The organism is Streptomyces sp. NPDC097981 (assembly GCF_040302565.1).
Classification (GTDB): Bacteria; Actinomycetota; Actinomycetes; order Streptomycetales; family Streptomycetaceae; genus Streptomyces.
The window spans coordinates 22154-48927 of record NZ_JBEORW010000039.1 but is presented as its reverse complement, the minus strand read 5'-3'; the positions used below and the strand labels follow the sequence as shown (position 1 = coordinate 48927).

Annotated in this window: 28 protein-coding genes; 17 read left to right on the top strand and 11 right to left on the bottom strand. The window is 71.4% G+C overall.

Features of this window, described 5'->3' with window-relative positions:
* Positions 1-366: 366 nt before the first annotated feature.
* The 3 genes from ABTY04_RS30370 to ABTY04_RS30360 all read right to left on the bottom strand — a co-directional run bounded on the left by ABTY04_RS30370 (position 367) and on the right by ABTY04_RS30360 (position 3572).
* The gene (locus ABTY04_RS30370) at positions 367-1692 is read right to left on the bottom strand and encodes a DUF2637 domain-containing protein (protein ID WP_352216619.1); all 1326 of its coding nucleotides are present in this window, start codon (positions 1690-1692) and stop codon (positions 367-369) included.
* Between the two features lie 113 nt (positions 1693-1805).
* Complete coding sequence (locus ABTY04_RS30365; RefSeq protein WP_352216618.1) at positions 1806-2573, bottom strand: DUF3558 domain-containing protein; 768 nt, start codon at positions 2571-2573, stop codon at positions 1806-1808.
* Between the two features lie 150 nt (positions 2574-2723).
* Positions 2724-3572, bottom strand: a complete 849-nt coding sequence (locus ABTY04_RS30360; RefSeq protein WP_352216617.1) for a DUF3558 domain-containing protein — start codon at positions 3570-3572, stop codon at positions 2724-2726.
* 191 nt (positions 3573-3763) lie between these two features.
* Here ABTY04_RS30360 and ABTY04_RS30355 point away from each other — a divergent pair, with 191 nt between their 5' ends.
* The gene (locus ABTY04_RS30355; protein ID WP_352216616.1) at positions 3764-4957 is read left to right on the top strand and encodes an RtcB family protein; all 1194 of its coding nucleotides are present in this window, start codon (positions 3764-3766) and stop codon (positions 4955-4957) included.
* 180 nt (positions 4958-5137) lie between these two features.
* Here the strand turns inward: ABTY04_RS30355 and ABTY04_RS30350 are convergent, their stop codons facing one another.
* The gene (locus tag ABTY04_RS30350) at positions 5138-5899 is read right to left on the bottom strand and encodes an SDR family NAD(P)-dependent oxidoreductase (RefSeq protein WP_352216615.1); all 762 of its coding nucleotides are present in this window, start codon (positions 5897-5899) and stop codon (positions 5138-5140) included.
* Positions 5900-5962: 63 nt separating this feature from the next.
* Positions 5963-6298, bottom strand: coding sequence for a YnfA family protein (locus ABTY04_RS30345; RefSeq protein ID WP_352216614.1), 336 nt, complete (start codon positions 6296-6298; stop codon positions 5963-5965).
* Between the two features lie 112 nt (positions 6299-6410).
* On the opposite strand from ABTY04_RS30345, the gene ABTY04_RS30340 reads away from it, so the two are divergent.
* Positions 6411-6920, top strand: coding sequence for a hypothetical protein (locus ABTY04_RS30340; protein WP_352216613.1), 510 nt, complete (start codon positions 6411-6413; stop codon positions 6918-6920).
* A gap of 53 nt (positions 6921-6973) precedes the next feature.
* On the opposite strand, the gene ABTY04_RS30335 is transcribed toward ABTY04_RS30340, so the two are convergent.
* Together ABTY04_RS30335 and ABTY04_RS30330 are read right to left on the bottom strand one after the other, a co-directional pair.
* Positions 6974-7711, bottom strand: a complete 738-nt coding sequence (locus ABTY04_RS30335; RefSeq protein WP_352216612.1) for a Mut7-C RNAse domain-containing protein — start codon at positions 7709-7711, stop codon at positions 6974-6976.
* A 51-nt stretch (positions 7712-7762) separates the two neighbouring features.
* Complete coding sequence (locus tag ABTY04_RS30330) at positions 7763-8179, bottom strand: winged helix-turn-helix transcriptional regulator (RefSeq protein WP_352216611.1); 417 nt, start codon at positions 8177-8179, stop codon at positions 7763-7765.
* Between the two features lie 141 nt (positions 8180-8320).
* Between ABTY04_RS30330 and ABTY04_RS30325 the strand changes: the two genes are divergently transcribed.
* The 3 genes from ABTY04_RS30325 (at position 8321) to ABTY04_RS30315 (ending at position 11980) form a co-directional block, all read left to right on the top strand.
* Complete coding sequence (locus tag ABTY04_RS30325; RefSeq protein WP_352216653.1) at positions 8321-9220, top strand: NADP-dependent oxidoreductase; 900 nt, start codon at positions 8321-8323, stop codon at positions 9218-9220.
* Positions 9221-9387: 167 nt separating this feature from the next.
* Positions 9388-10866 carry an FAD-binding oxidoreductase gene (locus ABTY04_RS30320; protein ID WP_352216610.1) on the top strand — a complete coding sequence of 493 codons (1479 nt, stop codon included), beginning with the start codon at positions 9388-9390 and terminating at the stop codon, positions 10864-10866.
* An 82-nt stretch (positions 10867-10948) separates the two neighbouring features.
* Positions 10949-11980 (top strand): serine hydrolase domain-containing protein, encoded by a 1032-nt coding sequence (locus ABTY04_RS30315; protein ID WP_352216609.1) that lies wholly within the window; start codon positions 10949-10951, stop codon positions 11978-11980.
* Positions 11981-12001: 21 nt separating this feature from the next.
* On the opposite strand, the gene ABTY04_RS30310 is transcribed toward ABTY04_RS30315, so the two are convergent.
* Complete coding sequence (locus tag ABTY04_RS30310) at positions 12002-12439, bottom strand: hypothetical protein (protein WP_352216652.1); 438 nt, start codon at positions 12437-12439, stop codon at positions 12002-12004.
* 305 nt (positions 12440-12744) lie between these two features.
* On the opposite strand from ABTY04_RS30310, the gene hemL reads away from it, so the two are divergent.
* The 8 genes from hemL (at position 12745) to ABTY04_RS30270 (ending at position 20898) form a co-directional block, all read left to right on the top strand.
* On the top strand, positions 12745-14079 hold the full coding sequence (hemL, locus tag ABTY04_RS30305; RefSeq protein WP_352216608.1) for a glutamate-1-semialdehyde 2,1-aminomutase: 1335 nt from the start codon (positions 12745-12747) through the stop codon (positions 14077-14079).
* Positions 14076-14750, top strand: a complete 675-nt coding sequence (locus tag ABTY04_RS30300; RefSeq protein ID WP_352216607.1) for a histidine phosphatase family protein — start codon at positions 14076-14078, stop codon at positions 14748-14750. Before hemL ends, ABTY04_RS30300 begins: the two co-directional genes overlap by 4 nt.
* Positions 14751-14842: 92 nt before the next feature.
* On the top strand, positions 14843-16078 hold the full coding sequence (locus ABTY04_RS30295) for a polysaccharide deacetylase family protein (RefSeq protein WP_352216606.1): 1236 nt from the start codon (positions 14843-14845) through the stop codon (positions 16076-16078).
* 66 nt (positions 16079-16144) lie between these two features.
* Positions 16145-16786 carry a TlpA family protein disulfide reductase gene (locus ABTY04_RS30290; protein ID WP_352216605.1) on the top strand — a complete coding sequence of 214 codons (642 nt, stop codon included), beginning with the start codon at positions 16145-16147 and terminating at the stop codon, positions 16784-16786.
* Between the two features lie 76 nt (positions 16787-16862).
* Positions 16863-17570, top strand: a complete 708-nt coding sequence (locus ABTY04_RS30285) for a cytochrome c biogenesis CcdA family protein (RefSeq protein WP_502996748.1) — start codon at positions 16863-16865, stop codon at positions 17568-17570.
* Between the two features lie 13 nt (positions 17571-17583).
* Positions 17584-19287: a cytochrome c biogenesis protein ResB gene (resB, locus tag ABTY04_RS30280; RefSeq protein ID WP_352216603.1), complete on the top strand. Its 1704-nt coding sequence runs from the start codon at positions 17584-17586 to the stop codon at positions 19285-19287.
* Positions 19284-20369, top strand: coding sequence for a c-type cytochrome biogenesis protein CcsB (gene ccsB / locus ABTY04_RS30275; protein ID WP_352216602.1), 1086 nt, complete (start codon positions 19284-19286; stop codon positions 20367-20369). The genes resB and ccsB overlap by 4 nt, the downstream gene beginning before the upstream one ends.
* A 25-nt stretch (positions 20370-20394) precedes the next feature.
* Positions 20395-20898 carry an SRPBCC domain-containing protein gene (locus ABTY04_RS30270; protein ID WP_352216601.1) on the top strand — a complete coding sequence of 168 codons (504 nt, stop codon included), beginning with the start codon at positions 20395-20397 and terminating at the stop codon, positions 20896-20898.
* On the opposite strand, the gene ABTY04_RS30265 is transcribed toward ABTY04_RS30270, so the two are convergent.
* Both ABTY04_RS30265 and ABTY04_RS30260 read right to left on the bottom strand, forming a co-directional pair.
* Positions 20874-21401: a hypothetical protein gene (locus tag ABTY04_RS30265; RefSeq protein WP_352216600.1), complete on the bottom strand. Its 528-nt coding sequence runs from the start codon at positions 21399-21401 to the stop codon at positions 20874-20876. The genes ABTY04_RS30270 and ABTY04_RS30265 overlap by 25 nt on opposite strands.
* Positions 21402-21543: 142 nt before the next feature.
* A complete protein-coding gene (locus ABTY04_RS30260; RefSeq protein WP_352216599.1) occupies positions 21544-21840 on the bottom strand; it encodes a PLD nuclease N-terminal domain-containing protein in 297 nt (98 codons plus the stop codon).
* 91 nt (positions 21841-21931) lie between these two features.
* Between ABTY04_RS30260 and ABTY04_RS30255 the strand changes: the two genes are divergently transcribed.
* The 4 genes from ABTY04_RS30255 (at position 21932) to ABTY04_RS30240 (ending at position 26210) form a co-directional block, all read left to right on the top strand.
* A complete protein-coding gene (locus ABTY04_RS30255; RefSeq protein WP_352216598.1) occupies positions 21932-23389 on the top strand; it encodes a menaquinone biosynthesis decarboxylase in 1458 nt (485 codons plus the stop codon).
* Positions 23386-23859 (top strand): hypothetical protein, encoded by a 474-nt coding sequence (locus tag ABTY04_RS30250; protein WP_352216597.1) that lies wholly within the window; start codon positions 23386-23388, stop codon positions 23857-23859. The genes ABTY04_RS30255 and ABTY04_RS30250 overlap by 4 nt, the downstream gene beginning before the upstream one ends.
* Positions 23856-24779 carry a menaquinone biosynthesis prenyltransferase MqnP gene (mqnP, locus tag ABTY04_RS30245; RefSeq protein ID WP_352216596.1) on the top strand — a complete coding sequence of 308 codons (924 nt, stop codon included), beginning with the start codon at positions 23856-23858 and terminating at the stop codon, positions 24777-24779. The genes ABTY04_RS30250 and mqnP overlap by 4 nt, the downstream gene beginning before the upstream one ends.
* Before the next feature lie 102 nt (positions 24780-24881).
* Positions 24882-26210 carry an esterase/lipase family protein gene (locus ABTY04_RS30240; protein ID WP_352216595.1) on the top strand — a complete coding sequence of 443 codons (1329 nt, stop codon included), beginning with the start codon at positions 24882-24884 and terminating at the stop codon, positions 26208-26210.
* Positions 26211-26382: 172 nt separating this feature from the next.
* On the opposite strand, the gene ABTY04_RS30235 is transcribed toward ABTY04_RS30240, so the two are convergent.
* Positions 26383-26715, bottom strand: a complete 333-nt coding sequence (locus tag ABTY04_RS30235; RefSeq protein ID WP_352216594.1) for a hypothetical protein — start codon at positions 26713-26715, stop codon at positions 26383-26385.
* Positions 26716-26774 lie beyond the last annotated feature (59 nt).

Genomic DNA, 26774 nt, shown 5'->3' with positions numbered 1-26774 from the left:
TCTTTTCGTTGCAATGGATTGGAGCTGAACGCTATGCGGAATCACCACGCACCACGAAGGAGACCGTGCTGGGGCCGGCCGACGGCCTCGCCCGCACGGAAATCGCCAGGCGCCTCGACCGACGACGACGCCTGATGCCAGTCGACACCGGCCGGCGTCCGGGCCGACGCTCGGCTCGTCGGGATGGCGCGGGAAGGGCTTCGGCCTTGTCGACGCCGGTGATCACCGGCGTCCGCCGCGCAGCCCGGAGGCAGGTGGGTGCGGTTCCAGCCGCACCCACCCCGCATTCTTCAGAGCGCCCAGCCCCACGCCGGACCCGGCGACCGGACGAGAACACGGTCACGAGATCCGTCGGGCGGGTCCTGGCTAGGCGATGTGTTCGTTCTCCAGGTCGCGCTGGTAGCGCTGCTTCAGCTCCGGCATCAGCCGCTTGAGCGTGGTGGCGCTGCGCGGGTGCACGATGCCGAGCCGGTCCGAGAGGTGTATGTCCAGCTGCTCCGGGTTCGGGAACTGGGAGTACTCGTCGATGTAGGCCCGGAAGACCTCGTACGCGGCCTCCGCGAACTTCACCTCGTCGACGGACCCGTCCTCGCCGACGGCCGGGATCGGGAGCTCCTGCTGCCCGGGCTGCCCCTGCTGCTCGGCCGGAAGCTCCGGGCCGGTCGGGGGCATCACCGGGGTCGGCTCCAGGCCCTCGACGTACTGGGGGTTGTAGCCGCCCTCGTACGCGGCCTGCGGGGCCAGCGGCGCGGCGAACCATGCGCTGTCGTGGGCCGCGGGCATGGCCGTCGGGTCCACCGCGAACAGCGGCGGGGCGTGCTGGCCGGGCCCGCCGGCCTGGGCGGGGAGGGAGCCCGGCGCCTGCGGCGCGCCGCCCTGGCCCTGGCCTTCCGGGCCGGAGGCCGCGCCCGCAGCCGCGCCCGGGCCCGGCAGGCCCGCCGCGCCGGAGCCGGCCTCCAGGGCCGGAGCCGGCGAAGCCGGGACCGCCGCGGCCGCCGGAGGCAGCAGCACCGGGTCGATGCCCGCCGCCGCCAGCCCTTCCGGGGCCGTCTGGGACAGGGGGACGCCGATCCGGGCCAGCTTGAGCGGCATCAGCGCCTCCACCGGGGCCTTGCGGCGCCATGCCCGCCCGTACCGGGCCTGGAGCCGCGCCTGGTAGATCAGCCGGTCCTGCTCCATGCCGACGGCCTGCTCGTAGGAGCGCAGCTCCCACAGCTTCATCCGGCGCCACAGCTTGAACGTGGGGACGGGGGAGAGCATCCACCGCGTGATGCGGACGCCCTCCATGTGCCGGTCCGCGGTGATGTCGGCGATCCGCCCGACCGCGTGCCGGGCCGCCTCCACCGTGACCACGAACAGGATCGGGATCACGGCGTGCATGCCCACGCCCAGCGGGTCCGGCCAGGCGGCCGCGCCGTTGAACGCGATCGTCGCGAACGTCAGCAGCCACGCCGTCTGGCGCAGCAGCGGGAACGGGATCCGGATCCACGTCAGCAGCAGGTCCAGCGCCAGCAGCACACAGATGCCCATGTCGATGCCTATCGGGAACACCAGCGAGAAGTTCCCGAACCCCTTCTGCAGGGCGAGCGCGCGCACCGCGGCGTACGAACCGGCGAAACCGATCCCCGCGATGACCACGGCTCCTGCGACCACGACGCCGATGAGTATCCGGTGCGTACGAGTCAGCTGCATCGCGGCCACCCGCGATCCCCTCCCCTTGTCGAGCTACGGCAGGCACAGCGTACGGGTCACTGCACGGGTGACTGAATGTCAGCCTCCCGTTAAGCCTCCCGGATCGCCACCGCCTACTGCGGGGACGGAGAAGCCTGCTGCTCAGGCTGCTTCGGCTGCTCGCCGGCGGCACCGACCGAGGCCACCGCCTCCTTCGCCGCGGTGATCGCGTCCTGGAGCAGCTTGGCCTGATCCGGTGCCCCGGCACCCTCGTAGGCGGCGCCGTTGTAGTCGAGCGTGACGACCACGTTCTGCGTGCGCGCCACGATCGTCGTGTTGAAGAAGTCGACGTCCTTCTTCACGCCGTACACGACCGACGTCGCCTGGTCGCCGATCCCGTCCGCGGCCTCGGCCTTCACGTCGTGCGCGCCCTCGGCGGCCTTCGCGATCCCGACCTGCTTGTTGTACTGGTCCTCGGCGCGCTTGTTCGCGCTGCCGAGCGAGGGGTGCGACTCGTAGCGGATCAGGGAGATCGACAGCCAGCGGTACTGCGAGCCCTTCAGGCCGTCCTCGTCCAGGCCGTTCCAGGAGCAGCTGGCGCGGGCGGTCAGGTCGTTCGACTTGGTCGCGGTGCCGTTCTTGTCCTTCGCCTGCGGAACGAGGGTCTCGATCGTCTTCGTCTGGACCGACTTGCAGGGGTCGGGCAGCGTCGCGAACGCGGCCTTCTCCAGGGCGGCCGTCGCCTTGCCGCTGGGCTTGGCGGGCGCGGAGGCCTTGGACTTCTTGTCGCCGCCCGAACCGGAGTCCTTGCCCGAATCGGAGGAACAGCCGGCGACGGTGAGTATCACCGGGACGGCTGCGCAGGCGAGAACGCGAGTGAGGCGCGAGGCTGATCGGTGCATGGTTCCTTCAGTGCGTTGTGGGGCGCGTTCTGTGGACGCGGTGCGGGCTGCGGTGTGGGGTGTGGTGCGGGCGCTGGACCCGGGCAACGGTAGCCCGACCCGGCGCGCGCCTGCTGTGCGCGCCGTCACGCCGAGCCCCCGCGCCCGCTCTCATTCGTTGAAACGCTCGACGAGGGCTTGCGCCAACTGCCGTGCTTTGTCCTGGGTTTCGGTGCTCGACGGGACCGTACCGGGCAGCGAGGGCTGCACGCTGTACTCGACCGTGACGATGACGTTCGAGGTGCGGAACACGATCCGCACGGTCCGCGCCTGCGCCGCGCTGGCGCCGGCGGCGCTCAGCTTGTCCTCCAGATAGGCCTCGGTCCCGAGCCCTTCCAGAACGCGGGAACCGAGCTCGGGCGGCGGGGCGGAGGGGCTGCCGCTCGGGGCCGGCGACTGCCCGGCCGGGGGAGGGGTGGCGGCCGGCGGGGCGCCGGTCGCGGGGCTCGCCCCCGCGGCGGGGGTGCCGGCGGGGCTTGCCGTGGGGCCGGGGAAGGGCAGGTGCGCGTCCGTCAGCCGGCGTACGTACACCTGCCGGGCCTTGTCGTCGTCGCTCATGGCGGTCCGGTCGTACGAGACCACGCGCTCGAAGCCGACCGACAGCAGCCGTGTCTCCTCGGGCGTCTGCGCCGTCCAGCGGCATCCGACGTGCCGGTCGCCGTCGTACGAGGTGTCCGCGGTGCCGGCGTACAGCTGTGCGCGCTGCTCGTCGGTGAGGGTGGCCGCGGCCGGGAGCATGGCCTTGACGCGCTTGCCGTCGGCGGCCCTGCAAGGCGAGGGCAGGCTGCGGTACTTGCCGGCCGGTGCGGGCGCGGGGCTGCTGGCGCCCGCCTTGGAGTCGGTGTCGGGCCCGGCACTGCTGCCGCTGGTGCACCCGGTCAGGCCGGTCACCCCGGCCATGAGTGCGGTGAGCATCGCGATGCCCGGCAGGACTCGTCTCCGTACCGCCTTGCGCTGCACGTCCACTGGCTCCCTTCGACCGGCCGGCGGCCCGGCGGTCAGGAAAATGCGTTGCCGCGCTTTGGACGCGGATGAACACAATGTCTATCGCACGCGCTGGTGCCGGCGCCGGTCCCCTGTCTGGTTTGGGATCAAAGGCAAGGGTTTTTGCTTATTGCGCCTTTTCTGTGTTTCCGGGGGATAGAAGTCGTATGTCGTACGTAGAGGTACCGGGGGCGAAGGTCCCGATCCGAATGTGGGCCGACCCGGCGTCGGTCGAGGCCGGCGCGATGCAGCAGCTGCACAACGTCGCCACCCTTCCGTGGATCAAGGGCCTGGCGGTCATGCCGGACGTCCACTACGGCAAGGGCGCCACGGTCGGCTCGGTGATCGCGATGAAGGACGCGGTGTGCCCGGCGGCGGTGGGGGTGGACATCGGCTGCGGCATGTCGGCGGTGAAGACGTCCCTGACGGCGAACGACCTGCCGGGAGACCTGTCGGGCCTCCGCTCGAAGATCGAGCGGGCGATCCCGGTGGGCGCGGGCATGCACCGCGACCCGGTGGACCCGGACCGGCTGTACGGGTTCCCGGTGGACGGGTACGAGGGGCTGTGGGAGCGGTTCGACTACCTGGCGGATGCGGTCAAATTCCGTCGTGAACGTGCCACGAAGCAGATCGGTACGCTCGGAACCGGCAACCATTTCATCGAATTCTGTCTCGACCAGTCGGGTTCGGTCTGGCTGATGTTGCACTCGGGCTCCCGGAACATCGGCAACGAGCTGGCCGACCACCACATCAACGTTGCCAGGGGGCTGTCGCACAACCAGGGCCTGGTCGACCGGGACCTGGCGGTGTTCCTCGCCGCCACTGCGGAAATGCAGGCCTACCGGAACGACCTCTTCTGGGCGCAGGAGTACGCCAAGTACAACCGGGCCGTGATGATGAGCCTGTTCAAGGAGGTCGTCCGCAGGGAGTTCCGGAAGGCGAAGGTCTCCTTCGACCGCGAGATCAGCTGCCACCACAACTACGTGGCGGAGGAGCGGTACGACGGGATGGACCTGCTGGTCACCCGCAAGGGAGCGATCCGCGCCGGCAGTGGTGACTACGGGATCATCCCGGGTTCCATGGGGACGGGCTCGTACATCGTGAAGGGGCTGGGGAACGAGAAGTCGTTCAACTCGGCCTCGCACGGCGCGGGCCGCAAGATGAGCCGGACGGCCGCGAAGAAGCGCTTCTCCGCGCGGGACCTGGCCGAGCAGACCAAGGGCGTCGAGTGCCGGAAGGACTCGGGTGTGGTCGACGAGATCCCGGGCGCGTACAAGTCGATCGAGCAGGTCATCGACCAGCAGACGGACCTCGTCGAGGTCGTGGCCAAGCTCAGGCAGGTCATCTGCATCAAGGGCTGAGCCCTTGGTGCGGTCGTCGGGAGGCCCGCCGGTCAGGTGCATCCGATGGCTGTTCGCACGGATCAACGATCTCGCGGCGGTGCCGCGAGATCGTCCTCCTCAGGGCCGAAAACGCAGTAGGCCAAAGGATGCGGTCGCTTGCGGAGAGCTCGTGCCCCATGTGAAGACGGCGGGAATCGTCTAGAGCTCGCGGTGGACCTTCGTGTTCGAGGCCTGGGCGCGGGGGCGGACCACCAGGAGGTCGATGTTGACGTGGCTGGGGCGGGTCACCGCCCAGGTGACGGTGTCGGCCACGTCGTCGGCGGTGAGGGGGGCCGCCACGCCCGCGTAGACCTTCTCGGCCTTCTCCGCGTCGCCGCGGAAGCGGGTCTTGGCGAACTCCTCGGTCTTCACCATGCCCGGGGCGATCTCGATGACGCGGACGGGCTGGCCGACGATCTCCAGACGGAGGGTCTCGGCCAGGACGCGGGCGCCGTTCTTGGCGGCCACGTAGCCTGCGCCGCCCTCGTACGTGGAGTGGCCCGCGGTGGAGGACAGGACCACGACCGTGCCGTCGCCGGAGGCGATGAGGGCGGGGAGCAGGGCCTGGGTGACGTTGAGCGTGCCGAGGACGTTGACCTCGTACATCGTGCGCCAGTCCGCGGGGTCGCCGGTGGCGACGGGCTCGGCTCCGATGGCGCCGCCGGCGTTGTTGACGAGTACGTCGCAGCGGTCGAGGGAGGCCGCGAAGGCGTCGACGGCGGGGCGGTCGGTGACGTCGAGGGCGTGGGCCGCGGCGGAGAGGCCGGCTGCCGTCAGCTCCTCGGCGAGGGCCTCGATGCGGTCCTTGCGGCGGGCCGTGAGGACGACGTGGTAGCCGGCGCCGGCGAGCTGCCGGGCGGTGGCCGCGCCGATGCCGCTGCTCGCGCCGGTGACTACGGCGGTTCGGGTGGCCGTGCTCATGTGCGGGGCTCCTCGGGCGTTCAGTCGTTCGTGCGGGCGAATACCCGCCAGCATAGGCGGGGGTCAGCGGCCGCGCGGGGCATACATGATCACTGCCATGCCGGCGAGGCAGACGAGGGCGCCGGCGACGTCCCAGCGGTCGGGGCGGTAGCCGTCGGCGGCCATGCCCCACACGAGGGAGCCGGCGACGAAGACCCCGCCGTACGCAGCGAGGACGCGGGCGAAGTCCCCCTGGGGCTGGAGGGTGGCGACGAAGCCGTAGAGGCCGAGGGCGATGACTCCGGCGCCGATCCAGGCCCAGCCCCTGTGCTCGCGGACACCCTGCCAGACGAGCCAGGCGCCGCCGATCTCCAGGACGGCGGCGAGGGCGAACAGGGCGGCGGAGCGGGCGATCAGCATGGCCCGAAGCGTACGCAGGCGAGGCGGGGCCGCCCCGCCGGTTGGGGGAGGGCTCGCCCTCGTTCGTGTGATGGTCCGACCGGGCGGGGGCGGTGCTGGCTAGCCTCCGCGCGTGGAGGTGGTGGCGGTGCGCCGTGGTGCCGTACGGAGTGTGGTGGTGGCGGGCTTGCTGGTGCTCGGGGCGGCCGGGGTGCCGGGGCTGCCGGGGATGTCCGGGAGTGCCCGGGCGTGGACCGGGCCCGAGGCGGACGTGGCCTACCACGGGCGGGTGTCGCTGTCGCGGGGGCTGCTGCGGGTGTGGGTGGTGCCGCAGAACGAGGGGCCGGCCGCGCTGTCCGACGCGACGCTGCGGGTGCGGCTGTCGGCGGAGCTCGCGGACCGGCAGGAGCTGGCGGAGGGGTGTGCGCGGGCCGGTCTGCGCGAGGTGATGTGCGAGACGGGCGCGCTCCCGCTGCACGGGCGGGGCAGGCACATCGGGCTGCTGCTGGCGCTGAAGGAGCCGGTGCCGGAGGTGGTGGTCCGGATCGACACGTGGTGGAACGGCGGGGCCTCCGACCGGGACCTGTCCAACAACCAGCACACGGTGCTCGCGCTGGACACGGGCGATTCGTACGCCTTCTGAGCCGGCAGGGGCCGGCCGGGGCGTCCGGCCCTGGCCGCCTGTCCGGGCAGCTCCTACGGGGTGGCCACGCCGCCGAACTCCTCCACGGCCTCGCTGACGATCCGCTCCAGGCGGGCGTGGTGGGCGCCGCGCCAGTAGACGCGCTCGCACGCCGTGCACTGCGCGAAGACGTCGTAGGAGCGGTGCGTCCCGCTCTCCAGGCGGTCGCCGACGCTGTTCTTGTCGGCGTCCCGGAGCGGCCCGTTGCAGGCGGTGCAGCGGGTCCAGGGGGCGAGGGCCGGGGCGAACCGGCCGAGTACGTCCCGGAGTTGCTCGTCGGGGTTGTCGCTGTAGACGTACGCGCCGGCGAAGAGCTCGCGGCGGCGCAGCAGTCCGCGGTCGCGGGAGAGCAGGACGCGCTGTTCGGCGGCGGAGCGGGTGGCGAGGGCGGGGTCGCCGATGTCCTCGTTCTCGTACGCGGCGTCCACACCGAGCAGGCGCAGGCGGCGGGCGAGGGTGCCCAGGTGGACGTCGAGGAGGAAGCGCAGCGGGGCGCCGGGGACGTGCTGGGGGCGCTGGACGCCGAAGACCTCGACGGACTGGCCGGCGCGGGGCACGTACGAGACGGGCACCTCGTGGCCGTCGACGAGGAGTCGGCCGACCTCGGTGAGCGGGACGCCGGCCGATTCGACGACGTGGCCGAGGCTGGAGGCGCCGTCGGTGGGTGTCGGTACGCGTTCGGCGCGCCGGCTGGGCGGGGCGAACAGGCGTAGTTCGGGTGCGAGGGTGAGCTGAATGCCGGGTCCGTTCACGCTGTCAGCATGCCATCGGTGGGCCGGGTGGCGCGGCCGAATTACCAGGTCCTACGAGGTCGCGGCGGTGTCGTCGTAGGCCGTGCGGTGGGCGTTCACCTCATCGAAGTGGTTCTCGGCCCACTGCTTCACGGAGGTGAGGAGGCAGGCGAGGCTGCTGCCGAGCCCGGTGAGGCGGTAGTCGACGCGGACGGGGACGGTGGGGGTGACGGCGCGGGTGACGAGGCCGTCGCGTTCGAGGGAGCGCAGGGTCTGGGTGAGCATCTTCTGGCTGACGCCGGGGATCTTGCGGCCGAGATCGCTGTAGCGCATCGTGCCGTCCTCGGCCTGGGCGAGGGCGGCGACGACGAGGCCGACCCACTTGTCGCTGATGCGGGCCAGGAGCTGGCTGGTGGGGCACTCCTTGAGGAACGCGTCGTAGGCGTAGCGGGCCTCTTCGCGGCGGGCCGCGGCGGTCTGGGTGGCCATCGGGTGCCCCACTTCCGGGTCGGGTACGCACCCCGAAGTGCGTACTTACGAAAGGAGAGTACCTCTCCCTAAGTTAGTGCTCAGAAGGAACGAGCGAACGAAACAGACCGGGGAGAGACCATGAGCGAGAACGTGCAGACCATGCAGGCGGCCGTCGTGAACGGCTTCGGCGGGCCGGAGCAGGTGGAGATCGTGCAGGTGGCGGTCCCGCAGCCGGCGGCCGGCCAGGTCCGGATCCGGGTCGCGGCGGCCGGGGTGAACCCGGTGGACGGGGCGGTCCGCGTGGGCGTCTTCGGCGGCGCCGGGCAGCGGCTCGGGCTCGGCTGGGACGTGGCGGGCGAGATCGACGCGGTCGGCGCGGAGGTCACCGGCTGGTCGGCCGGGCAGCGGGTGGTCGGGCTGCAGTACGGGCCGGTCAAGCCGCTGGGCACGCACGCGGAGTACGTCGTGCTCGACGCCTCGGCGGTGGCGGCCGCGCCGGCCTCCGTGGACGCCGTGGCCGCGGCCGCACTCCCGCTGAGCGGGCTGACCGCCGCCCGGGCGGTGGGGCTGCTGGGGCTGGCCCTCGGGTCCTCGGTGCTGGTCACCGGGGCTGCCGGTGTGGTCGGCGGGCTCGCGGTGCAGCTCGCGGTGCGGGCGGGGCTCGTGGTGACGGCCCTGGCGGGCGAGTCGGACGAGGAGCTCGTACGGTCGCTGGGCGCGACGGCCTTCGTCCCGCGGGGCTCGGCTCCGGCCGAGCCGGTGGACGGGGTGCTGGACGCGGCCGTCATGGGCGGGGCGGCGCTGGGCTTCATCCGTGACGGCGGGGTCTACGTGGGCCTGCGGCCGCACGACGAGCCGACCGCGGAGCGCGGGATCCGGGTGGTGGTGCAGGAGGTCGCGGCGGACGGCGCGCACCTGGCGGAGCTGGTGGGCCTGGTGGACGAGGGCGCCCTGACCCTGCGGGTCTCGGAGACGATCCCGCTGGCGGACGCGGGCAAGGCCCACACCCGCCTGGCGGAGGCGGGCACCCGCGGCCGCCTGGTCCTGACCACCTCCTGACGGCCTCCTGGCGACCTCGGGATCCGATGTGCCCGCCGTGACCCGCAGCGTGGGCCTCCGCAACCGGGTGGATCAGCACTGACCAGCGCAAACGGTGTGGGCTGGCCCGGGGGTCCGGGCGGTGGAAGACTCGGGGGAGAGTGGCGAAGAGCCGCGAGGAGTGACCCATGGGTGCCTCGACCGTGCCGACTGCGACCCCCGCCCCCGCACCGGATCCGGCTCCGGTGCCGGTCCGGCTGGACGACTCCGCGTACCACGAGCTGGCGCGTTCCTTCCGCGGGAGTCTGGTGCGGGCCGGGGACGCCCCGTACGAGGAGCGCCGGCGGATCTGGAACGGCTCGATCGACCGGCATCCCGCGCTGATCGCGCCCTGCACCGGTTCGGCCGACGTGGTGGCGGCGTTGAAGTGGGCGGTGGAGACGGGCGCGCCGGTCGCGGTGCGCAGCGGCGGGCACAGCTTCCCCGGGCATTCGGTGTGCGACGGCGGCGTGGTGGTCGACCTGTCGGCGATGAAGGAGGTCCGGGTGGACCCCGAGGCCCGTACGGCCCGGGTCCAGGCGGGGGTGCTGCTGGGCGAACTGGACGCGGCGACGCAGCCGTTCGGGATGGCGGTGCCTTCGGGGATCGTGACGCACACGGGCGTCGCGGGGCTCACGCTCGGCGGCGGGATCGGCTGGCTGAGCCGCAAGTACGGGCTGAGCGTGGACCAGCTGCTGTCGGTGGACCTGGTCACGGCGGACGGGGAGCGGGTCACGGCGAGTGCGTCGCACGAGCCGGAGCTGTTCTGGGGGATGTGCGGGGCGGGCGGGAACTTCGGCGTCGTCACGGAGTTCACGTTCCGGCTGAACCCGGTGGGTCCGACCGTGCTCGCCGGGCCGGTGCTGTGGCCGGCGGAGGAGTCGGCGGCGGTGCTGCGCTTCTACCGGGACTGGATCGCGCAGGTGCCCGACGAGCTGACGACGATCGTCGTCCACCGCAAGGCCCCGCCGCTGCCGGCGATCCCGCCGGAGCTGCACGGCAGGCCGGTGGTGATGGTGATCTTCTGTTGGGTGGGGGAGACGGAGGCCGGCGGGCAGGTGCTGCGGCCGATGCGGGAGTTCGGCCGGCCCTTGCTGGACCTGTGCCGGCCCAAGCCGTTCCTGGCGCACCAGGCGATGTTCGACCCGTCGTTCCCGCACGGCTGGTGGTACTACTTCCGCGGCTGTGGTCTGGACGGGCTCGGCGACGGGGTCGTGGACACGATGGCGCGGTACGCGGCGCGGATCGCCTCGCCGCAGAGCGGTTTCCCGCTGTTCCAGCTGGGCGGTGCGGTCGCCCGGGTCGGCGAGGACGACACGGCGGTCGGCGGCCGGGGCCTGGGCCACATGCTCAACATCAACGGGATCCGGGAGACGGCCGCGGGTTTCGCCGAGGAGTGCCGGTGGGTCCGGGAGTTCTGGTCCGCGCTGGAGCCGTACCACTCGGGCGTGTACGTGAACTTCCTGATGGACGAGGGCGAGCAGCGGATCCGCCAGGCCTACGGGTCGCGGGAGCGGAAGCTGGACCGGCTGCGGGCGCTGAAGGCGCAGTGGGACCCGGGGAACGTGTTCCGCCTCAACCAGAACATCCCGCCGGCCGGCCGGGACGCGGTCCGGCCGCATCCGTGATCACTTCCGGCGCGGCTACGGGTACTCGGGCGACGGCATGGCCAGGCTGGGTGCGGACCCCCACCGAGCCGGAGGCACAGAGATGAACCAGGCCGTACCGTTCACGACCGCCGAGACCCGCGGACTGCGCGACGCGCTGGGCGGGATCGTCGCCGACGGCGCCACTCCGGGGGGCGTCGTCGTCTGCGGTACGGCGGCGGGGGACCGCGAGGTCTTTGCGGCCGGGGTCGTCTCCCCGTTCACCGGCCCCGGCACTCCCGACGAGAACACGGTCTACGACATCGCGTCGCTGACGAAGGTGCTCGCCACGTGGCCGCTCGTCGGCCGTGCCGTCGACGCGGGCCTGCTCGGGCTCGACACCCCCGTGCGGGAGTTCCTGCCGGGCATGGAGGGGTCGGTGCCCAGTGCGGAGGCCACCGTGCGGCAGCTGCTCTCGCACACCTCCGGCCTGCAGGTGTCGACCCGGCTGGACCTCTACGACCTGACCGCGCGTCCGCTGCACGAGCTGATCTGCCACGAGCCCATGGAGAACCTCCCGGGCATCCACCGCTACATCAATCGCGGCTACATCCTCCTCGGCCTGGCCCTCGCCCACGTCCACGGGCAGCCGCTGGACGTGCTCGCCGGCGCCCTGTGGGCCGATCTGGCCATGAACGGCACCGCGTACGGACCCGTCCGGCAGTCGTCCCGGGTCGCACCGACCGAACAGTGCGACGGCCACGACCGGCTCTGGGGTGCCGTGCACGACGAGAACGCGGCCGTCATGGGCGGCGTCGCCGGCCACGCCGGGGTGTTCGCGCCGGCCGCCGACCTCGCCACGTACGCCGAGCACCTGCTGGCCGCCGGGGAGAGCCCGCTCGGCCTCTGGTTCCGGGCCGGCCTGGAACCGCAGGCCGAGATCGAGCCCGGTCTGTACCGCGGCCTGTGCTGGGTCCTGGGCGCCGGCGGCGCCGTGGCCTACCACCACGGCTTCACCGGTACGAGCCTCTGCCTCGCTCCCGCCACCGGCCGGTACGTGGCGATCCTCACCAACGCCGTCCACAACGGAGCCGCCTCGCGCACCCGGATCACGCCGCTGCGCGAGCTCGCCCTGAAGACCCTCTCCGCCGGCTGACCGTGGGAACGCGAGTCCGGGTCAGGGCCAGACCAGGCAGTACGGCTGGTGGCCCGCCTCGTGGAGGCGGTGCGAGAAGTCCTGCCACTCGTGCAGCAGCTGGTAGACGTTGAAGGCGTCGCGCGGGCCGCCGCGGTCCGGGACCGTGGACCAGATGAACGCCGCGGCGCCGACCGTCTCCTCGCCGATGCCGCGCAACGGGTCGACCACCGTCATCGGGAGCTTGACCACCGCGTAGTCGGGGTGGAGGACGACCAGCTCCAGCGGGGGCACCTTGTGCAGGGGTATGCCCTCGATGCCGGTGAGGACCATCGCGGCCACCGTCTCCGGCTTGATCTTGGTGAACAGGCCGCCCATGCCGAGCTCGTCGCCGCCGAGTTCCTCCGGCCGCATCGTGACCGGGACCCGGGCCGCCGTCGCGCCGTCGGGCGCGCCGAAGTACTTGTACGTCACGCCCATGCCGCGGCCCTTGGGCAGGCCGTCAGGGGACTCCAGCGGCTCTGGTGCCGGATCGGCTGCGTCCGCGGCCCGGCGCCGGTGCTTGCCCCGACGGCGGGCTTCGCGGGCCTCGCGGGCGCGCTGCGGGTCGAGGCCGTCCGTACCCTCGCCCGGTCCACCACCGCGTTGCATATCTCCACCCGACTGGTCTTGCCTGCCCCGGCCCCGTGGCCCGCGCCACGCAGCCTGATCATCATGGCAGTGACCTCCCCAGGGGCGGCGCGGTGAAACGCCCGTCCGCAAGTCAGTCGCGGCCTGATGAGACCATGGCTGGTGTGAGCTACCCGTACCCGTATGAAGCCAAAGTCTCGCAGACTCTCTTTGACCGCGCGTCCCTCGTGACGCCTGGCGGCGTGAACTCTCCCGTGCGGGCCTTCCGCGCGGTGGGTGGAACGCCCAGGTTCATGGTGTCCGGTACCGGTCCGTACCTGACCGATGCCGACGGTCGCGAGTACGTCGACCTGGTCTGCTCGTGGGGACCGATGATTCTCGGCCACGCCCACCCGGCCGTGGTGGAGGCCATCCAGGCCGCCGTCGCCCGCGGCACCTCCTTCGGTACGCCCGGCGAGGGCGAGGTCGCGCTCGCCGAGGAGATCGTCCGGCGCATCGAGCCTGTCGAGCAGGTCCGCCTGGTGTCCTCGGGCACCGAGGCGACCATGTCGGCGATCCGACTGGCGCGCGGCTTCACGGGCCGGGCCAAGGTCGTGAAGTTCGCGGGCTGCTACCACGGCCATGTGGACGCGCTGCTCGCCGCCGCCGGTTCCGGGCTCGCGACCTTCGCGCTCCCGGACACCCCCGGTGTGACCGGCGCGCAGGCCGGCGACACGATCGTGCTGCCGTACAACGACCTCGAAGCGGTACGGGCGGCGTTCGCCGCGCACCCCGGCGAGATCGCCTGTGTGATCACCGAGGCCGCGCCCGGCAACATGGGCGTCGTGACCCCGGCCCCCGGCTTCAACCAGGGGCTCGCGGACGTGTGCCGCGAGAACGGCGCGCTCTACATCTCCGATGAGGTGATGACCGGTTTCCGCACCTCCCGCGCCGGCTGGTACGGCGTCGACGGCGTGAAGCCCGACCTGATGACCTTCGGCAAGGTCATGGGCGGCGGCTTCCCGGCCGCGGCGTTCGGCGGCCGCGCGGACGTCATGGGGTACCTGGCGCCGGCCGGCCCGGTCTACCAGGCGGGCACGCTCTCCGGTAACCCGATCGCCACCGCCGCCGGCCTCGCGCAGCTGCGGCTCCTCGACGCGGCCGCGTACGAGAAGGTCGACGCGGTGTCGGCGCAGATCCAGGGCCTGGTCACGGACGCGCTCGCCAAGGAGGGCGTCGCGCACCGGCTCCAGACCGCGTCCAACATGTTCTCCGTCTTCTTCACCGAGGACGAGGTCAGGAACTACGACGACGCCAAGAAGCAGGAGTCCTTCCGCTTCAACGGCTTCTTCCACTCGATGCTGTCGCAGGGCGTCTACCTGCCGCCGTCGGCCTTCGAGTCGTGGTTCGTCTCCACCGCCCACGACGAGCGGGCGATCGAGCGCATCGCGGCCGCGCTGCCCGCCGCCGCCCGCGCCGCCGCGCAGGCCACCCCGGAGGCCGCCGCATGAGCGAGATCACCGTCGTCCACCTGATGCGCCACGGCGAGGTGCACAACCCGGACGGGGTCCTGTACGGGCGCCGTCCCGGCTACCACCTCTCCGAGCTGGGCCGCGAGATGGCCGAGCGCGTCGCCGAGCACCTGCAGAACCGTGACATCACGTACGTGGTCTCCTCCCCGCTGGAGCGGGCGCAGGAGACGGCGGCGCCGGTCGCCAAGAGCCACGGGCTGGTCGTGGCCAGCGACGCGCGGCTGCTGGAGGCGGAGAACGTCTTCGAGGGCAAGACCTTCGGCGTCGGGGACGGCGCGCTGCGCAAGCCCGCCAACTGGAAGCACCTGACGAACCCGTTCAAGCCGTCGTGGGGCGAGCCGTACGTGGAGCAGGTCGTCCGGATGACGAGCGCCATCGAGGCGGCCCGCGACGCGGCCCGTGGCCACGAGGCGGTGGCGGTCAGCCACCAGTTGCCGATCTGGATCGTGCGCAGCTTCGCCGAGAAGCGCCGGTTGTGGCACGATCCGCGGCGCCGGCAGTGCACGCTGGCCTCGCTCACGTCGTTCACGTACCAGGGCGACCGGCTGGTGTCGGTGGGCTACAGCGAGCCGGCGCGGGACCTGGTCCCGGCGCATCTCCTGGCGGGGGCGAAGCCGGTGAAGGGCAAGTCGAAGGCCTTCGGCGCCTAGTGACCCGGAGAGCCTAAAAACTCGTACAAGTCGTACGGTTTTTGCCGCGCGGAACCTCGACTTCATTGAAAAGTCCGTTTATGTGACTATTCATGAGCGATGCGACGCGTGACGTCACCCGCAGGGGACTGCTCGGGCTCGGTGCCGCGGCCGTGGCCCTGGCGGCCGGAGCCGCCGCCTGTGGCGGCGGCAGCCGCCCGGGCCGGCCCGGCCCCGGCGGCACCGGTCCGGGCGGGTCCGCGGCCCCGGTCCGGCCGATCGGCGACGGCTCCACCGCCGACACCGGCCCCCAGCCCCGCCAGCCCGCCGGGCCCGTGCCGCTCCAGCCGGGCGAGACGCCGCCGCAGTTCGTGGTGTTCAGCTGGGACGGCGCGGGGGAGATCGGCAACGGCCTCTTCCCGCGCTTCCTCAAGCTGGCCAAGGACCACGGCGCGGCCATGACCTTCTTCCTCTCCGGCATCTACCTCCTGCCCGAGGCGAAGAAGGACCTCTACAGGCCGCCGAAGAACCCGGTCGGGGCGTCCGACATCGGCTACCTCAAGGACGAGAACGTCCGCAACACCCTCAACTGCGTCCGGCAGGCGTGGCTCGACGGCCACGAGGTGGGCACCCACTTCAACGGCCACTTCTGCTCCGGCTCCGGCTCCGTGGCCCACTGGACCCCGGACGACTGGGAGAGCGAGATCGAGCAGGCCGTGTCCTTCGTCACCGGCTGGCGGACCAACACCGGCTTCACCGACATCGAGCCCCTGCCCTTCGACTACCGCAAGGAGCTGGCCGGCGGCCGCACGCCCTGCCTCCTCGGCCAGGACAACCTGCTGCCCGTCGCGCGGAAGCTGGGCTGGCGCTACGACGCCTCCTCGCCCGGCGGCCTCCAGGTGTGGCCGGGGAAGAGGTCGGGCCTCTGGGACCTGCCGCTCCAGTCCGTGCCGTTCCCCGGGCACACCTTCGAGGTGCTCTCGATGGACTACAACATCCTCGCCAACCAGTCGAAGAACACCACCCGGGGCGCGTCCTCCAACTATCCGGCCTGGCGCACCCAGGCCACCAGCGCCTACCTCGGCGGCTTCCGGCGCGCGTACGAGACGAACCGCGCGCCGCTTTTCATCGGCAATCACTTCGAGGAGTGGAACGGCGGCATCTACATGGACGCCGTCGAGGAGGCCCTCAAGGGCATGTCGGACAAAAAGGACGTACGGCTCGTCTCTTTCCGGCAGTTCGCCGACTGGCTCGACGTGCAGGACCCCAAGCTGCTCGCCCGGCTCCAGGAGCTGGCCCCCGGCCAGTCCCCGGCCGGTGGCTGGCGCACGTACCTCTCCGGTGCCTGACCAGCGGCTTAACACACCTTCGGGGGGTGCGGAAGATCCCCAAATCAGTCATGCGAAACTTTTCACATGAGAATTGGCCGCGCGCGTCGTCGTCGAACCAGCTGCCGCTCGACCAGCGGCCGTGCCCTCCTGCTCACCGCGATGACCCTCGCGAGCGCCCTGACCCTGTCGGCGTGCGGCGACGGCGGCAGCGGCAAGCCGAACGGCTCCGCCGGCGGCAACTACGTGACCGGCACCCGCGGCATCTCGACCGTCGCCAAGGACGCGCGCACCGAGGCCCCCAAGCTCGACGGCGAGACCGTCGACGGCAAGACCCTCGACACCACCACCCTCAAGGGCAAGGTCGTCGTCCTCAACGTGTGGGGCTCCTGGTGTCCGCCGTGCCGCGCCGAGGCCCCGTACTTCGCGAAGGTGTCCAAGGAACTGGCCGACGCGGGCAAGGACGTCGCGTTCGTCGGCATCAACACCCGTGACACCAGCAAGCAGAACGCCGCCGCCTTCGAGGAGAACTTCGGGATCACCTACCCGAGCCTCTACGACCCGGACGGAAAGCTGCTGCTCCGCTTCCCCGCGGGCACGCTCAACCCGCAGGCCATCCCCTCCACGATCGTCCTCGACAAGCAGGGCCGCATCGCCGCCCGCACCCTCGTCGCGATCAACGAGACGCAGCTGCGCTCCATGATCGACCCGCTGCTCGCGGAGCAGTGACCTCGTGGTCCCCGAGCTCCTCACCCTGGCCGCCGAGCCGACCGGCGTGAACACGACGGTCCTCGACGGGGCCCTGATGCTGGCGCTGCCCATCTCGGTCCTCGCCGGGCTCGTCTCCTTCTTCTCGCCCTGCGTGCTGCCGCTGGTCCCCGGTTACCTCTCGTACGTCACCGGCATCAGCGGGGCCGACCTCGCCGAGGCCCGCCGCGGCCGGATGCTGGCGGGCGCGAGCCTGTTCATCGCCGGCTTCACGGCCGTGTTCGTCTCCACCGGCGCGCTCTTCGGGTACTTCGGCGCCACGCTCCAGGAGAACAGGGAGATCATCTCCCGGGTCCTCGGCGGCCTGGTGATCGTCCTCGGCCTCTTCTTCATGGGCCTGATCCCGGGCCTGACGATGCGGGAGTTCCGCTTCCACAAGAAGCCGACCGCCGGCCTGATCGGCGCGCCCCTGCTCGGTGTGCTGTTCGGCGTCGGCTGGACCCCCTGCATGGGCCCCACCCTCGCCGCGGTCAGCACGCTCTCGATCGACCAGGCGAGCGCCGGCCGGGGCGCACTGCTGACCGTCGCCTACTGTCTGGGCCTGGGCCTGCCCTTCATCCTCGCCGCGATCGCCTTCCGCAAGGCGCTCGGCGCTTTCGGCTGGGTGAAGCAGCACTATGCATGGGTGATGCGGATCGGGGGCGGCATGCTGGTCCTGACCGGCCTGCTGCTCGTCACAGGTTTGTGGGCCAGCATCATCAGCGACATGCGGAGCTGGACCCAAGGCTTCACGGTGGGGATCTGAGGACTACACGCACATGAGTACGACAGACAAGGCGTCCAGCGAGGCGCCGAACCCGTCCGAGGAAGCCGCGGATTCCGCCGAGGCGGCCGCCGGCGCGCAGCTGTCCACCGCCCCGACGGAGGACACCGCCCCCGTCGGCATCGGCGTGATCGGCTGGATCCGCTGGTTCTGGCGGCAGCTCACCTCCATGCGGGTGGCGCTGATCCTCCTCTTCCTGCTCTCCCTGGGCTCCATCCCGGGCTCCCTCGTCCCGCAGACCCAGGTCGACGCGATGAAGGTGGCCCAGTGGAAGAAGGACCACTCCTTCTGGGTCCCGCTCGCCGAGAAGCTCCAGCTCTTCGACGTCTACAGCTCGGTGTGGTTCTCCGCGATCTACCTGCTGCTGTTCATCTCGCTGATCGGCTGCATCGTCCCGCGCAGCTGGCAGTTCGTCGGCCAGCTCACCGGCCGCCCGCCCGGCGCTCCCAAGCGGCTGGACCGGCTGCCCGCGTACACGACGTGGCGTACCGAGAAGTCCCCCGGCGAGGTGCTCGCGCAGGCGAAGACGGTCCTCGGCGCGCGGCGTTTTCGCACCGAGGCCGGCGCGACGTCCGTCGCCGCCGAGAAGGGCTATCTGCGCGAGGCCGGGAACCTGGCCTTCCACGTCGCCCTGATCGTGCTGCTGGTGGCCTTCGCCTGGGGCCAGCTCTTCAAGTCCGAGGGCGGCAAGCTCGTCCTGCGCGGCAAGGGCTTCGCGAACACGCTCACCCAGTACGACGACTTCAAGTCCGGCAGCATGTTCACCCCCGAGGACCTGTCGCCCTTCTCCTTCACGCTCGACCGGTTCGACGCCACGTACGAGGAGAGCGGCCCGCAGAAGGGCACCGCGCGCGACTTCAAGGCGCACGTCACCTTCAGCGACGGCGCGGACGGCGCACCGCAGAAGCGCGAGATCCAGGTCAACAAGCCCCTGGAGGTCGACGGGGCCAAGGTCTACCTGATCGGCCACGGCTACGCGCCGATCGTCTCGGTGACCGACCCGGCCGGCAAGGTGGTCTACAAGGACGCCGTGCCGATGCTGCCCTTCGATTCGAACCTCAGCTCCTCGGGCGCGGTCAAGGTGCCGGACGGCTACCACGACAAGGACGGCAAGAAGGAGCAGCTCGGCTTCAACGCCATGTTCGTGCCGACCTTCGCCGGCGAGGGCAAGGGCACGATGCTCTCCCAGTTCCCGGACCTGAAGTTCCCCGTCCTCGCCCTCAGCGCCTACCACGGCAGCCTGGGCGTCGATGCGGGCCTCCCGCAGAACGTGTACCAGCTGAACACCTCCAAGATGCAGGAGTTCAAGGACGACTCCGGGCAGCTGTTCAAGAAGCGGCTGCTGCCCGGCGAGACGATGGAGCTGCCGAACGGCGCGGGCACCGTGAAGTTCGAGGGCGTCGAGCGCTGGGCCACCTTCTCGATCACCCGGCAGCCGGGCAGCGGCCTCGCCCTCGCGGGCGCGGTCTTCGCGATCGGCGGCCTGGCCGCGTCGCTGTTCATCCAGCGCCGCCGGGTCTGGGTGCGCGCTGTGGCCGGCGAGGACGGTGTGACCGTCGTCGAGATGGCGGGCCTCGGCCGCAGCGAGTCGGCCAAGCTCCCGGAGGAGCTGGGGCAGCTCGCCGCCGCTCTCCACCAGCAGGCGCCCACGGCGCCCGACCGACCTGTCAAGGAAACTGTTGAAGGGGAGCGCGGATGACGCCGCTCGCAGCCGAAGTCAACGAGAATTTGGCTCAGATCAGTAACTACCTGGTCTATTCGTCGATGGCGGTCTACACGCTCGCCTTCCTCGCCCACATCGCCGAGTGGATCTTCGGCAGCCGCAGCAAGGTGGGCCGTACGGCCGCCGCGCTGACCGGCGCCAAGGCCGCCGGCGCCGACGCCCCCGCGGTCCGGGTGCGCGGCAAGGGGGGCACGGCCGTCCTGGACCGGCCGAAGGTGGTCACGCGGTCCGCCGCAGGCACCCGCGACGTCCCGGACGGCCCCGGCGCGGCCGGCGGCACCGAGGACGGCGACCTGTACGGCCGGATCGCGGTCTCGCTGACCGCGCTGGCGTTCCTCATCGAGGCGGCCGGTGTCGTGGCCCGCGCGATGTCCGTGCAGCGGGCCCCCTGGGGCAACATGTACGAGTTCTCGCTCACCTTCTCCACGGTGGCCGTCGGCGCGTACCTGATCCTGCTCGCGCTGAAGAAGAACGTCCGCTGGATGGGCCTGATCCTGGTCACCACCGTCCTGCTGGACCTGGGCATCGCCACCACCTGGCTCTACACCGCCAGCGACCAGCTGGTCCCGGCGCTGCACTCGTACTGGCTGTGGATCCACGTCTCCACCGCGATCATCTGCGGTGCGGTGTTCTACATCGGCGCGACCGGCACGGTGCTGTACCTCTTCCGCGACTCCTACGAGTCCAAGCTCGCGGGCGGCGGCACCCCGGGCCGGTTCGCGACCTCGGTCATGGAGCGGCTCCCCTCGGCGGCCACCCTCGACAAGTTCTCGTACCGGATCAACGCGGCCTTCTTCCCGCTGTGGACCTTCACGATCATCGCGGGCGCGATCTGGGCGGGCGACGCCTGGGGCCGCTACTGGGGCTGGGACCCCAAGGAGGTCTGGTCCTTCGTGACGTGGGTGGCGTACGCCTGCTACCTGCACGCCCGCGCCACTGTCGGCTGGAAGGGCCGCAAGGCCGCGTACCTCGCGCTCTTCGCGTTCGCCTGCTGGATCTGGAACTACTACGGCGTGAACATCCTGCTCAACGGCAAGCACTCGTACGCGGGCGTCTGACCCGCGGAAGTGGGACGCTGGTGGCATGACCCCTGTGACTCATGCCACCAGTGAGGCCCGGGGCGAGGACCGCTGGCTGCTGCGCTTCGAGGTGCACGTGCCGAGCGCGTACGAGGCCGTGTGGCCCGCCCTGACCACGCCGGACGGGCTGCGCGGCTGGCTGGCCGCGGCGGACGTCCTGGAGCGCAGGCTCGGCGGAGCCGTGACCCTGCACTGGCTCAACGGCGGATCGACGGTGTCGGGCCACGTCACGGCGTGGGACGTCGAGCGGGTCGCGGAGTACACGGTGAGCGAGCACGGCCGGATCCGCTTCCACCTGGAGGCGGTCGGGACGGACTCGACCGTGATCCGCTTCCTGAACGAGCGCTCCGGTTCGCCGGAGGACCGCCTCGACTGCCTGGCCGGCTGGCACCACCACTTCGAACTGCTGGAATCCGCGCTGCAAGGCCATCCGGCGGACTGGTCCCGGTGGACGGACGCCCGCTGGGCGGAGTTGCGCGCGTCCTACGCGTCCTTCTCCAGGACGTAGGTGCCGCGGGCGTCCGGATCGCCGAAGAAGAAGTACAGCTCCAGCGTCTGGCGGCCGTCGCGGCGCAGCTCGAAGGTCCACTTGTACCGTTCGGGCGCGGAGCGCCTGGCGGCCGGTGCGCCGCTCCTGGCCGCCGTGCCGGTCGGGGCGGGCAGGTGGAGGCGGACGTGCTGGCCGTAGTTCCGGCCGGCGGGCTGTCGGCTGATGAGCTTCCAGGTGCCGCTTCCGGAGAGCCGCCAGCCGTGGGCGTAGTCCCGTTCCTGCCCGTCGAGGAGGGTGACGGCGGCGGTCCCGTCGGCCCGGAAGACGACCTCGGTGCCCTCGACGCAGCGCCAGGTGCCGACGATCTCGTCGGTGCGCGCGTCGTAGACGGCGGGGGCGGAGCGGTGCGTGTTCGGATCGCCTCCGGTCATCGCGAGCAGGGCGGCGACGGCGACCCCGTACGCGAGCAGATTGCGCAGGATCGTGTCGACGACTCGCGGTCCCCCGCTGGTCTCCGGCATCCGCCCATTCTTGCAGCCGCCTTGAACGCGTTCAATCGTGTCCTGTGTCACACGCCCGCCGCGTCTCGGCGGTGCCCCACCAGGCGGGCCGCAGCGGCGGCAGGCTCCCGTCGACCGCGAACAGGTCTGGACGGACCGGCGCTCAGTCCTTGTCCGTGTCCTTGTTCTTGTCGCGCTCCTCGCCGAGGGACCGCAGGAACTCCGGGTTGTCGTCGGGTGCCACCCACTGCGTTCGGTGCGCCCGGCCGCCGCCGACCGCCGACCGCTGCCTGCCGGCGAACAGCCACACCACCGGACCGACGATCGAGAAGAGCAGGATGATGATCACCCAGACCACCTTGGGGAGGTGCTTGACCTCTTCCTCGGGGGTGTTCAGACAGTCGATGAAGGCGTAGATGGTCAGCGCGATGATCAGCAGGAACGGCAGATAGCGCAGCACGGTGTGGGACCGACTCCCCAGCAGTGACGGGGGACCCGCCCTCGGGCCCCGGTGACGCTCCCAGGTTAGTGGGTGACGGATACTGGCCCCTATGGCTTACGACGATCTCCGCTCGCTGCTCCGGGCTCTGGAGCGGGAGGGCGACCTCAAGCGCATCAAGGCCGAAGTCGACCCGTACCTGGAGGTCGGGGAGATCGTCGACAGAGTGAACAAGGCGGGCGGTCCCGCGCTGCTCTTCGAGAACGTCAAGGGCTCGGCGATGCCGCTGGCCATGAACGTCTTCGGGACCGACCGCCGGCTGCTCAAGGCCCTCGGGCTGAAGTCGTACGGCGAGATCAGCGAGAAGATCGGCGGCCTGCTCAAGCCCGAGCTGCCCCAGGGGTTCATCGGGGTCCGCGAGGCCTTCGGCAAGCTCGGCTCGATGGTGCACGTGCCGCCGAAGAAGGTGAAGGGCGACGCCGCGCCCGTCCAGGAGGTCGTCCTCACCGGCGACGACGTCGACCTGGACCAGCTGCCCGCCCTCTTCACCTGGCCCAAGGACGGCGGGTCCTTCTTCAACCTCGGCCTGACGCACACGAAGCACCCCGAGACGGGCGTGCGCAACCTCGGCCTCTACCGCCTCCAGCGGCACGACAAGCGCACCATCGGCATGCACTGGCAGATCCACAAGGACAGCCGCAACCACTACGCGGTCGCCGCCAAGCGCGGTGAACGGCTGCCCGTCGCCATCGCCTTCGGCTGCCCGCCGGCCGTGACGTACGCGTCGACGGCGCCGCTGCCCGGCGACATCGACGAGTACCTCTTCGCCGGGTTCGTCGCGGGCAAGCGGATCGAGATGGTCGACTGCAAGACCGTCCCGCTCCAGGTCCCGGCCAACGCCGAGGTCGTCATCGAGGGCTGGCTCGAGCCGGGGGAGATGCTGCCGGAGGGTCCCTTCGGCGACCACACCGGCTTCTACACCCCGCAGGAGCCGTTCCCGGCGCTGAAGATCGACTGCGTGACGATGCGCAAGCGCCCGCTGCTCCAGTCGATCGTGGTCGGCCGGCCGCCGACCGAGGACGGCCCGCTGGGCCGCGCGACGGAGCGGTTCTTCCTCCCGCTCCTGAAGATCATCGTCCCGGACATCGTGGACTACCACCTGCCCGAGTCGGGCGGCTTCCACAACTGCGCGATCGTCTCGATCGACAAGAAGTATCCGAAGCACGCCCAGAAGGTCATGCACGCCATCTGGGGCGCGCACATGATGTCGCTGACCAAGCTGATCATCGTGGTGGACGCCGACTGCGACGTCCACGACCTGCACGAGGTGTCCTGGCGGGCCCTCGGCAACACCGACTACTCCCGCGACCTCACCGTCGTCGAGGGCCCGGTCGACCACCTCGACCACGCCTCGTACCAGCAGTTCTGGGGCGGCAAGGCGGGTATCGACGCCACCAAGAAGCTCCCCGAGGAGGGCTACACCCGCGACGGCGGCTGGCCCGACATGGTGGAGTCCGACCCGGCGACCGCGGCCCTGGTGGACCGCCGCTGGAAGGAGTACGGCCTGTGAGCCCCATCGGCATGGAAGGCCCGGCCCTCTTCATCGGCACCGAGGAGACCTACGTCGCCCTGCTGCGCCCGCAGCTCGACCCGGCGGACCCGGAGGTCCGGCTGGCGGCCGAGCAGGCGGGCGTGAGCCCCGAGGAGTTCGCCGGCCCCGGCAACGTCTGGGCGCTGATGTGGGAGCAGAGCGCCGACGAGGGCGGCGGCTTCGAGCTGCCCGGTCTGCAGGACGCGGAGGCAGAGGACTTCGCCGACCGGCTGCTGGCCGAGCTGTCCTTCGAGACCGGCCCGTTCATCGTCGGCGCGGGCGAGGTGCTCCGCCTCCAGGCCTACCCCGCCGGTGACGGCTGCCGCTTCGTCTCCACCATCACCCCGCCGGAGGGCGAGGAACTGGCCCCCCTCACCCTGGACATCCCCGCGGTGTCCACCGAAGCGCTCCGCGCGGATCTCGAAGACTTCCGCAGGAGCCTTGCATGATGACGACCGCCGACGGGGTGATCGGGCCCGGCCCGGCGCCGCAGCCGACCGGCAAGGTGAAGGCGTTCCTGCGGCTCGTGATGATCGAGCATTCGGTCTTCGCGCTGCCCTTCGCCTACATCGCGGCGCTGACCGCGATGTTCCAGGTCGACCGGACCGTGCACTGGGCCGAGCTGCTGCTCGTCACCGTGTGCATGGTGGGACTGCGGACCTTCGCGATGGCCGCCAACCGGATCATCGACCGGGAGATCGACGCCCGCAATCCGCGCACCGCCGGGCGCGAGCTCGTCACGGGCGCGGTGTCCGTGCGCTCGGCCTGGACCGGGGCCGGGATCGCGCTGGCCGTCTTCCTCGGCGCGGCGGCGCTGCTGAACCCGCTCTGCCTGGCGCTTGCACCGGTCGCGGTGATCCCGATGGTGGTCTACCCGTACGGCAAGCGGTTCACGAACTTCCCGCACGCGATCCTGGGCCTGGCCCAGGCCATGGGTCCCGTCGGGGCCTGGCTGGCGATCACCGGCGCGTGGTCCTGGGACGCGGTGGTCCTGGGCCTCGCGGTGGGCGTGTGGATCGGCGGTTTCGACCTGATCTTCGCCTGCCAGGACGTGGCCGCGGACCGCGCCGACGGCGTCAGGTCCGTCCCGGCCCGGTTCGGCGTCCCGGCCGCGCTGTGGGGTGCCCGCGGCGCCCACGTCGTCACCACCGGCCTGCTGGCCTGGTACGCCGTGGCCACGGACGCCGGCGTGCTGTTCTGGGCCGGCCTGGTGGTCGTCGTGGCGGCCTTCCTCTACGAGCACACCATCGTCACGCCGCACGACCTGTCCCGCCTGAACCGCGCGTTCTTCACGGTGAACGGTTTCATCGGCATCGCGCTCTTCGCGTGCGCCCTGCTGGACCTCGCGGTGCGCGGCCTGACCCTCTAGCGCGGACCCGGCACAGGCGCGTCCCTACCGGCGTTGGTCACTCTGTGTGCAATCATCGTCGCGCACTGTGATCACGTCGGTACGGACCGAGAGGCTCCCGTCATGGCCCAGCAGGCCGAGATCCACGTCAGCCGCAAGATCATCGAGGGCGTTCAGGCGCCCTCGGCCGACCACCCCGCCACACCGGCCGGCCACCTCCGTCAGCACGTCTGGTTCGCCACGGAGGAATCCGGCGGCAGCACCGCACCCCGCCCCACCTTCGAGTGGCCGCTGCGCGGCACCTACTCCCACGAGGGCAAGTCCGCGACCGGTACCGCGCACGTCTTCCTCGCGCACGGCCACCGGAACCTCGAACGCCCGCTCATCCTCGCCGACGGCTTCAACCACGGCCCCAGCGACCTCCCCGGCCTGTGGGAGCACTTCGACAAGAAGGAGGGCGGCGGCTTCCTCACCCGGCTCCGCGACTCCGGAATCGACGTCATCCTGCTCGGCTTCGACGAGCGACACACCTACATCCAGGCCAACGCGGGCGTTGCGGCCGCGTGTATCGACCAGGCCATCGCCGAGCGCATCGGCGACGAACCGCTGATCGTCGGCGGAGTCAGCATGGGCGGCATGATCACCCGCTACGCCCTGGCGCGGATGGAGTCCGAGGGCCACGACCACCAGACGGGTACCTACTTCTCCTGGGACACCCCGCACCAGGGCGCCTGGATCCCGCTGGTCCTCCAGCAGATGGCCTACTTCTTCGAATCGTTCATCCCCGAGGACCCGGACCACCCGAAGCAGGCCGAGCTGATCCGCAGTCCCGCCGCCCAGCAGCTGCTGTGGGCCTGGGTCGGAAACTCCAAGTACGAGGGGCCGGTGGCCACGTCCAGCAAGCTGCGCACCGACTTCCTGCGTGAGCTGGCGGACTACGGCCAGTTCCCGCAGCGGCCGAGGAAGATCGGTGTGGCCAACGGCCATGGTGCGGGCGTCGGCCTGAAGCTGACACCCGGCGAGACCGCCTTCGACTGGAAGGACAAGTACAACACCGTCAGCGCCAAGGCCCTCGTCCAGCCGGACAAGGGGGAGAAGGAGCCGATCGGCAGCATGCACATCGCCCTTGAGATCCGTCGCAGCTCCACCACCGCCGTGCCGGCGCTCGACGGCGTGCCCGGCGGCACCCTCGGCTCCTTCGGCATGGTGGCGCAGGCGCTCGGCATCGAGGTCGACGAGCGGTTCTACAGCACCTGCTTCGTGCCCGCGGTGAGCGCCGTCGCACTGGACTTCGACCCTGAGGCCTGGGACATCGACCCGGCACTCGACATCTCCGCCGTCGACCCGGAGGAGAGCCGCCTCGACGACTTCCTGTGCGACAGCGAGAACTCGCCGCACAGCGAGCCGCGACGGGCCCTGACGGAGTTCCTGTTCAAGCAATTCGTGCGCTGACGCACTGACGCACTGACGCACTGACGCGCCACCGGGGCGCAGCGCGTCCCGTGGGCCGGGCCGGCCGGATGGCGGGCCCGGCCCACGTCCGGCCCTCCTGCTCCCGGCGGCCGAGTGCGGCGGCAACCGCCGCGATCACCCCGGCCCTCCCCGTGAACCCGGGCGCGACCGCTCACCGCCCCTGCGGTGTCCGGCGGGGGAAGAGGAACGCCGCCGCGATGCCGGCCGGCACACCCGGCGGGCGGCGTTCGACGAAGCCGAGGACCGGCAGGGGGACGCTGTTGGACGCCACGTGGCCGAAGCCGAAGCGGTGGAACGGGGCCAGCGGGATCCCGGTCAGTCCGTCGGCCGTACGCGCGGTGATCCCGTACGCGTCCAGGGCGTGCCCGGTGGCCAGGTCCACCCCCTCGACCAGCCACAGCAGGGCCACCCAGCCCGGCATCAGCCTTCCGGCCGCCTCGGCCCGGTCCCTCTGGCTCCACTCGGCGAGACGCGTGCCGGCCATGTCCTGATCCCCTTGTCGATGCTCGGGGCACCTTACTCAGCGTCGCTCTGCCGTGGCCG

Coding starts and splice junctions, on each gene's coding strand:
- ABTY04_RS30370 (WP_352216619.1), bottom strand. CDS start 1,692: ATGCAGCTGACTCGTACGCACCGGATACTCATCGGCGTCGTGGTCGCA.
- ABTY04_RS30365 (WP_352216618.1), bottom strand. CDS start 2,573: ATGCACCGATCAGCCTCGCGCCTCACTCGCGTTCTCGCCTGCGCAGCC.
- ABTY04_RS30355 (WP_352216616.1), top strand. CDS start 3,764: ATGTCGTACGTAGAGGTACCGGGGGCGAAGGTCCCGATCCGAATGTGG.
- ABTY04_RS30350 (WP_352216615.1), bottom strand. CDS start 5,899: ATGAGCACGGCCACCCGAACCGCCGTAGTCACCGGCGCGAGCAGCGGC.
- ABTY04_RS30345 (WP_352216614.1), bottom strand. CDS start 6,298: ATGCTGATCGCCCGCTCCGCCGCCCTGTTCGCCCTCGCCGCCGTCCTG.
- ABTY04_RS30330 (WP_352216611.1), bottom strand. CDS start 8,179: ATGGCCACCCAGACCGCCGCGGCCCGCCGCGAAGAGGCCCGCTACGCC.
- ABTY04_RS30325 (WP_352216653.1), top strand. CDS start 8,321: ATGCAGGCGGCCGTCGTGAACGGCTTCGGCGGGCCGGAGCAGGTGGAG.
- ABTY04_RS30320 (WP_352216610.1), top strand. CDS start 9,388: ATGGGTGCCTCGACCGTGCCGACTGCGACCCCCGCCCCCGCACCGGAT.
- ABTY04_RS30315 (WP_352216609.1), top strand. CDS start 10,949: ATGAACCAGGCCGTACCGTTCACGACCGCCGAGACCCGCGGACTGCGC.
- ABTY04_RS30310 (WP_352216652.1), bottom strand. CDS start 12,439: ATGGGCGTGACGTACAAGTACTTCGGCGCGCCCGACGGCGCGACGGCG.
- hemL (WP_352216608.1), top strand. CDS start 12,745: ATGGCTGGTGTGAGCTACCCGTACCCGTATGAAGCCAAAGTCTCGCAG.
- ABTY04_RS30300 (WP_352216607.1), top strand. CDS start 14,076: ATGAGCGAGATCACCGTCGTCCACCTGATGCGCCACGGCGAGGTGCAC.
- ABTY04_RS30295 (WP_352216606.1), top strand. CDS start 14,843: ATGAGCGATGCGACGCGTGACGTCACCCGCAGGGGACTGCTCGGGCTC.
- ABTY04_RS30290 (WP_352216605.1), top strand. CDS start 16,145: ATGAGAATTGGCCGCGCGCGTCGTCGTCGAACCAGCTGCCGCTCGACC.
- ABTY04_RS30285 (WP_502996748.1), top strand. CDS start 16,863: ATGCTGGCGCTGCCCATCTCGGTCCTCGCCGGGCTCGTCTCCTTCTTC.
- resB (WP_352216603.1), top strand. CDS start 17,584: ATGAGTACGACAGACAAGGCGTCCAGCGAGGCGCCGAACCCGTCCGAG.
- ccsB (WP_352216602.1), top strand. CDS start 19,284: ATGACGCCGCTCGCAGCCGAAGTCAACGAGAATTTGGCTCAGATCAGT.
- ABTY04_RS30270 (WP_352216601.1), top strand. CDS start 20,395: ATGACCCCTGTGACTCATGCCACCAGTGAGGCCCGGGGCGAGGACCGC.
- ABTY04_RS30265 (WP_352216600.1), bottom strand. CDS start 21,401: ATGCCGGAGACCAGCGGGGGACCGCGAGTCGTCGACACGATCCTGCGC.
- ABTY04_RS30255 (WP_352216598.1), top strand. CDS start 21,932: ATGGCTTACGACGATCTCCGCTCGCTGCTCCGGGCTCTGGAGCGGGAG.
- mqnP (WP_352216596.1), top strand. CDS start 23,856: ATGATGACGACCGCCGACGGGGTGATCGGGCCCGGCCCGGCGCCGCAG.
- ABTY04_RS30240 (WP_352216595.1), top strand. CDS start 24,882: ATGGCCCAGCAGGCCGAGATCCACGTCAGCCGCAAGATCATCGAGGGC.
- ABTY04_RS30235 (WP_352216594.1), bottom strand. CDS start 26,715: ATGGCCGGCACGCGTCTCGCCGAGTGGAGCCAGAGGGACCGGGCCGAG.